Source organism: Azospirillum sp. TSH20, assembly GCF_003115935.1.
GTDB lineage: Bacteria > Pseudomonadota > Alphaproteobacteria > Azospirillales > Azospirillaceae > Azospirillum.
In genome coordinates this window covers 1-6,425 of the sequence record NZ_LGQU01000176.1, presented here as the reverse complement: position 1 = coordinate 6,425, position 6,425 = coordinate 1, and the positions used below count along the sequence as shown (strand labels likewise).

Below are 6,425 nucleotides of genomic sequence, written 5' to 3'. Positions count from 1 at the left end.
TCTCGACGCCGAGATCCTTCCACGGCAGCTTGGCCGGGTCACGCTCCTGCACGACCTTGATGGAGTGGCCGTTGACGATCAGCACGCCCTCGCCGGTCTCGATGGTGCCGGGGAAGCGGCCGTGGACGCTGTCGTACTTCAGCAGGTGCGCATTGGCCTTCAGATCGGCGAGGTCGTTGATCGCCACGACCTCCACGTCCTTGCGGCCGCTCTCGTAGATGGCGCGCAGAACCAGACGGCCGATGCGGCCAAAACCGTTGATCGCTACCCGTACAGCCATGACTTCCTCCAGTTGGATATGGGGCGCCCGAATTCTGCTGGACGCCCCTTCGGCTTCTCTCAGAGACGCGCCTTTACGGCGTCCACGACCGCTTCGGCGGTGATGCCGAAGTGCTTGTACAGTTCCTGGTAGGGGGCCGATTCGCCGAAGCCGGCCATGCCGACGAAGGCGCCGTTCGCGCCCAGCCAGCGGTCCCAGCCCAGACGGATCGCCGCCTCGACACCGACGCGCACGCCGTTGCCGAGCACCGACGCCTTGTAAGCGTCGTCCTGACGCTCGAACAGTTCCCAACTCGGCATAGACACAACGGCGGTGCCGATGCCCTGGGCCTGCAGGGCCTTGCGGGCCTCCATCGCCAGCGACACTTCCGAACCGGTGGCGAGGATGGTCGCCTTGCGCTCGCCCTCGGCCTCGGCCAGGACGTAGGCGCCGCGGGCGGACAGGTTCTCGGCCGTGTGCTCGGTGCGCAGGGTCGGCACGTTCTGGCGAGTCAGCGCCAGGACCGACGGGCTGCCGGTGGCCTCCAGCGCGATCTGCCAGCACTCGGCGGTCTCGACCGCGTCGGCCGGGCGCAGGACCAGCAGGTTGGGGATGGCGCGCAGAGCGGCCAGATGCTCGACCGGCTGGTGGGTCGGGCCGTCCTCGCCGAGGCCGATCGAGTCGTGGGTCATCACGAAGATCGTGCGCTGCTTCATCAGCGCGGCCAGACGGATCGACGGACGGCAATAGTCGGCGAACTGCATGAAGGTGCCGCCGTAGGGGATGATGCCGCCATGCAGCGTCATGCCGTTCATCAGCGTCGCCATGCCGTGCTCGCGCACGCCGTAGCGGACGTAACGGCCGGCGAACTCGCCCTTGCCCTTCACGTCGGCGGTGTTCTTGACCTTGGTGTTGTTCGACGGCGTCAGGTCGGCGGAGCCGCCGATCAGCTCATGGATCGCCGGGACCAAGACTTCCAGCGTGTTGCCGGAGGCGACGCGGGTCGCCCAGCTCGGCTTCTCGGCACTGACCTTCTGCTTGAAGGCGACGATGGTGTCGGCGAGCGCGGAGGGAACACCGCGGCCGAAGGCCTCGTCGAACGCCTTGCCGGCACCTTCGGTCAGGGTGGCGCGGCGGCCGGCCCAGGCGGCGTAGGCGTCGGCGCTGCGGGTGCCCGCGGCGCGCCAGGCCGACAGAACCTCGTCGGGAACGACGAAGGGCTCATGGGTCCAGCCGATGGCGGTGCGGGTCGCGGCGACCTCGTCGGCGCCCAGCGGCGAACCGTGGCAGCCGTGGGTGTTGGCCTTGTTCGGCGCACCCTTGCCGATGATGGTGCGGCAGGCGATCAGCGTCGGCTTGTCGGTGGAGGTCCGGGCCTGGGCGATGGCCTTCGACACGGCGTCGGTGTCGTGGCCGTCGACGGCGATGGTGTTCCAGCCGTAGGAGCGGAAGCGCGCCTGGGTGTCGTCGGTGAAGCTGAGGTCGGTCGAGCCGTCGATGGAGATGTGATTGTCGTCCCACAGCACGATCAGGCGGTTCAGCCCGAGATGGCCGGCCAGCGAGCAGGCCTCGTGGCTGACGCCCTCCATCAGGTCGCCGTCCGAGGCGATGACGTAGGTGTAGTGGTCGATCAGCTCGTCGCCGAAGCGGGCGTTGGTGATCCGCTCTGCCAGCGCCATGCCGACGGCGGTGGAGACGCCCTGGCCCAGCGGACCGGTGGTCATCTCGATGCCCAGGCTGGGATCGACTTCCGGGTGGCCGGGGGTCAGGCTGCCCAGCTGGCGGAAGCGCTTGATCTCGTCGATGGTCATCCGCTCGTAGCCGGTCAGATAGGCCAGCGAGTAGATCAGCATCGACCCGTGGCCGGCCGACAGCACGAAGCGGTCGCGGTCGGGCCAGGACGGGTTCTTCGGATCGAACTTCAGGTACTGGGTGAACAGGACCGTGGCGACGTCGGCCATGCCCATCGGCATGCCCGGGTGGCCGGACTTCGCGGCCTCGACCGCGTCCATGGAGAGCGCGCGGATCGCGCTGGCCATCGTGTGGAGGGAGGGCTGGGCGGAGGCAGCGGACATCTGGCGTTTCCTGCGGAGTCGGGCGCGGTTGCGGCGTCGGCAACGGACGTTGCGCGGTCGCCCTGAAAGGCGCCGCGAAACGGGCGCACCATGCAGAACCGCCGTCCGCAGGTCAACATGGGAATGGGGTAGGAAATGGTATGGCAGAGGCCCCTCTTCCGTGTGGAAGGCGGCCCGTCCGGCTTTGTTTCGTCACTGTCGCATCCGCTGCGGCCTTCCGTCACGCCCCGGCATTCCGTATGGGCATTCGGTGGAAGAGTCCGTCGTGACGGTTGACGAGGTCGGCGTGCCGGCCCAACTCTAGGCGCTCTGAATGGCAGCGGCTCGGCTTGGCGACAGCCGGGGCGGGACCGATGCCCGGCGAACATGACGTGCCCACAGGTCGAGGTTGACGTCCATGGATTCCCTGAAAGCCGCTCTCGACCGTCTCGGCCGCGCCGTGGACCGGCTGGAACATGCCGCGACGGCCCGCGATGAGCGGGTGGTCCGGCGCGAACAGGACTTGTCGCAGGCGCTGGAGACCGCGCGGGCGGACCGGGCGACCGCCCAGGCGACCGCGGAGGCGGTGTCCCAGCGTCTGGAGGTCGCCATCGCCCGACTGCAACAAGTGCTGGAGAGCTGACGCCATGGCCCAGGTCGACATCGAAGTGAACGGCCGCTTCTATCGCATGCTGTGCGAGGACGGGCAGGAGGCGCGGCTGCGGGAACTGGCGGCCTATGTCGACGACCGGCTGCGCCGGCTGACCGGCGGCGGCCGCAGCGGGTCGGAGGCGCAGATGATGCTGATGACCTGTCTGGTGCTGGCCGACGAGCTGCAGGACGTGATGTCCGGCAAGGGCATCGCCCCCTCCGTGGACGAGGGCGCGGTGGTCGGCGAACTCGATCGTGTGGCAAAACGCATCGAAGAGGTTGCCGCGCGGCTCGAGCGCGCCTAGATTGGTACACGGAAGGACCGCTGCCTGGTTCGACAGGCTGCAATAATCCCCAGGGCCGATAACCTTGATCTCTAGGGAGCTGTCCCTGTCCGGCCCATCGGGCCGGGTACACGGCGCCCACCTGCTCATGCAGGCCATGGAGGATAGGCAAATGGCCACCGGCCGAGGCGGCGCCTTCCACCCTTTTCTCCCTTGCCGTGCAGTCCGCGATGACCGATCCGCAAGCCAAGGACGCCGCCCGACGCGAGGCGCGCGCCCGGCGCGACGTTATCGCCGACTCCGACCGTTCCCTCGCCTCGACTGCCGTGCGCGACCGCATCGCCGAACTGGCGCGCGGCGGCCATCTGCCGCGCGGCGACGCCGGGGGATATTGGCCGCTCGGCTCGGAACTCGACGCGCGGCCGGCTTTGCTCCATCTTAAGAAACTTGGTCACTCCGTCGGGCTGCCGGTGTCGGGGCCGCGCGGGACCGCGCTGGTCTTCCGCGACTGGGACCCGCAGGCGCCGATGGCGGTCGGCCGTTACGGCATCCAGGAGCCGGCGGAGGGGCGCGCGGTGCTGCGGCCGTCGCTGCTGCTGGTGCCGCTGCTGGCCTTCGACCGCTCCGGCCACCGGCTGGGCTATGGCGCCGGTTATTACGACCGGACGCTGGATGCCCTGCGCGACGGCGGCGCGGTGATCGCGGTCGGCGTGGCCTTCGCCGCGCAGGAAATGCCGGCGGTGCCGGTGGACGGCCATGACGAGCGGCTGGACTGGATCGTAACGGAGCGCGAGACGCTCCGCATTCATAGATAAGTTCTTCGGGAAGGTTGGGGCGATGCGGATTCTGTTCTTCGGCGATGTGGTGGGCCGGGCCGGGCGCGAGGCGGTGCTGGCGCACATGCCGATGCTGCGCGAACGGCTGGACCCCGACCTGACCGTGGTCAACGGCGAGAATTCCGCCGGCGGCTATGGCGTCACGGTCAAGATCGCCGAGGAGTTCTTCGAGGCCGGCATCGACGTGGTGACGCTGGGCAACCACACCTGGGACCAGAAGGAACTGGTTTCCACCATCGAGCAGCAGCCGCGCATCATCCGCCCGCTGAACTACCCGGAGGGCACGCCGGGCCGCGGATTCGTCCTGCTGCAGGCGCGCGGCGGGCGCAAGGTGCTGGTCATCAACGTGCTGCTGCGCCTGTTCATGGAGCCGATGGACGATCCGTTCGCCGCGGTGGACCGGGTGCTGAAGGCGCATCGCCTTGGGGCCGGTGGTGTCGATGCCGTGCTGGTCGACATGCATGGCGAGGCCACCAGCGAGAAGATGATCATGGGCCATTTCTGCGACGGCCGCGCCTCGCTGGTGGTGGGTACCCACAGCCATGTGCCGACCGCCGACCATATGGTCCTGCCGAAGGGCACCGCCTATCAGTCGGACGCCGGCATGTGCGGCGATTACGACAGCGCCATCGGCATGAAGAAGGAGGTGGCGCTGGCCAAGATGGTGCGCAAGCTGCCGACCGAACGGCTGTCCCCGGCGGAAGGGGAGGGCACCGTCTGCGGCTGCTATGTGGAGACCGACGACCGCACCGGGCTGGCGGTCCGCATCGAGCCGCTGCGCATCGGCGGGCGGCTGAGCCAGACTTTGCCGGAACGGATGCAGTAGGGCGTTCACAGCTCGACCCCGGCCGCGCCGCAATCTCGCCATATTGACTTTCTAATCCCGTGGGTGTCGTCTCCCGCGCCGAAAAGGTGCGGTGGGGCGGCAGACCTGTTACATGTGTCGTGCGCTCACCCCGCCCGATTGACCATTTTCCGTTTCGAGGCTCGTTCGACCCATGGCCGGTCATTCCCAGTTCAAGAACATCATGCACCGCAAGGGCGCGCAGGACGCCAAGCGGTCCAAGATCTTCAACAAGCTCGCCCGCGAGATCACCGTCGCCGCCAAGAGCGGCCTGCCGGACCCGGCGGCCAACCCGCGCCTGCGCGCCGCCATCCTGGCCGGACGCGCGCAGAACATGCCGCGCGACCGCATCGACCGCGCCATCAAGCAGGGCACGCCCGGCGGCGGCGACGACGCGAACTATGAAGAGGTGCGGTACGAGGGCTATGGCCCCGGCGGCGTCGCGCTGATCGTCGAGGCGCTGACCGACAACCGCAACCGCACCGCCGCGGAAGTCCGCTCCAGCTTCACCAAGTATGGCGGCAGCCTGGGCGAGACCAACTCGGTCAGCTTCATGTTCAACCGCATCGGCGCGATCTATTACCCGGCCGCCGCGGCGGATGCCGACGCCGTGTTCGAGGTGGCGCTGGAGGCCGGTGCCGACAACGTCGAATCCGACGAGAACGGCCACGAGGTCACCACCACGGTGGAGAATTTCGGCGCCGTGCGCGATGCGCTGGAGGCCAAGTTCGGTGGCGCGGAGAGCGCGCGCCTGACCTGGCGTCCGCTGAACACCGTCGCCCCGTCCGAGGATGCCGCGGCCAGCCTGCTGAAGCTGCTGGACGTGCTGGAGGACAACGACGACGTCCAGGTGGTCGAAGGCAACTTCGACATCTCCGACGAGTTGATGCAGAAGCTGACCGCCTAAGCTGAACGCTGGTCTTGCGAGCGGAGTACGGGTGCCGTGTTTGCCCACGCCGGACGGCCCGGACGGACTGATGCGACGGTGCCTTCGCCGGTGCGGCTGCTGGGGATCGACCCCGGCCTGCGCCACACCGGCTGGGGCATCATCGACGTGGCGGGCAACCGCCTGAGCCACGTCGCCGACGGCGCGGTGCATTCCGACGACTCCTGCCCGCTGGCCGAGCGGCTGGTGCAGCTCCACGACGCGCTGTCGGCGGTGGTGGAGCGCTACCGCCCCGACGAGGCGGCGGTGGAGGAGACCTTCGTCAACAGCAACGCCGTCTCGACGCTCAAGCTGGGGCAGGCCCGCGCCGTGGCCCTGTTGGTGCCGGCCCAGGCCGGGCTGGCCGTGGCGGAATACGCCAACAACATGGTCAAGAAGGCCGTCGTCGGCCAGGGCCGCGCCGAGAAGGCGCAGGTCCAGACGATGGTGCGCCTGCTGCTGCCCGGCTGCGAGATCGGCTCGCCGGACGCCGCCGACGCGCTGGCCGTGGCGATCTGCCACGCGCACCATCGCGCCAGTTGGACGATGTGGCGGCGGGGGGGGGGGGGCAC

8 protein-coding genes and 1 other RNA gene are annotated in these 6,425 nt (G+C 68.9%); 7 read left to right on the top strand and 2 right to left on the bottom strand.

Annotated features, from left to right (window positions below):
* Window positions 1–280: glyceraldehyde 3-phosphate dehydrogenase NAD-binding domain-containing protein (locus TSH20_RS33040; protein WP_282183598.1), on the bottom strand; the 280-nt coding region annotated here is incomplete at its 3' end.
* Window positions 281–339: 59 nt separating this feature from the next.
* Window positions 340–2,334, bottom strand: a complete 1,995-nt coding sequence (gene tkt, locus TSH20_RS33035) for a transketolase (protein ID WP_109156243.1) — start codon at window positions 2,332–2,334, stop codon at window positions 340–342.
* 397 nt (window positions 2,335–2,731) lie between these two features.
* Between tkt and TSH20_RS33030 the strand changes: the two genes are divergently transcribed.
* From TSH20_RS33030 to ruvC, 7 genes are all read left to right on the top strand, one after another.
* Window positions 2,732–2,956, top strand: a complete 225-nt coding sequence (locus tag TSH20_RS33030; protein ID WP_085088803.1) for a hypothetical protein — start codon at window positions 2,732–2,734, stop codon at window positions 2,954–2,956.
* Between the two features lie 4 nt (window positions 2,957–2,960).
* On the top strand, window positions 2,961–3,269 hold the full coding sequence (locus TSH20_RS33025; RefSeq protein WP_109156244.1) for a cell division protein ZapA: 309 nt from the start codon (window positions 2,961–2,963) through the stop codon (window positions 3,267–3,269).
* 14 nt (window positions 3,270–3,283) lie between these two features.
* Window positions 3,284–3,447, top strand: a non-coding RNA gene (gene ssrS / locus TSH20_RS33020) — 6S RNA.
* Between the two features lie 31 nt (window positions 3,448–3,478).
* Window positions 3,479–4,063: a 5-formyltetrahydrofolate cyclo-ligase gene (locus tag TSH20_RS33015; RefSeq protein WP_109156248.1), complete on the top strand. Its 585-nt coding sequence runs from the start codon at window positions 3,479–3,481 to the stop codon at window positions 4,061–4,063.
* 22 nt (window positions 4,064–4,085) lie between these two features.
* Window positions 4,086–4,910 (top strand): TIGR00282 family metallophosphoesterase, encoded by an 825-nt coding sequence (locus TSH20_RS33010; protein ID WP_109156245.1) that lies wholly within the window; start codon window positions 4,086–4,088, stop codon window positions 4,908–4,910.
* 172 nt (window positions 4,911–5,082) lie between these two features.
* Window positions 5,083–5,835 (top strand): YebC/PmpR family DNA-binding transcriptional regulator, encoded by a 753-nt coding sequence (locus TSH20_RS33005; RefSeq protein WP_109156246.1) that lies wholly within the window; start codon window positions 5,083–5,085, stop codon window positions 5,833–5,835.
* Between the two features lie 90 nt (window positions 5,836–5,925).
* The coding region (ruvC, locus tag TSH20_RS33000) for a crossover junction endodeoxyribonuclease RuvC (RefSeq protein WP_109493024.1) at window positions 5,926–6,425 on the top strand (500 nt) is incomplete at its 3' end.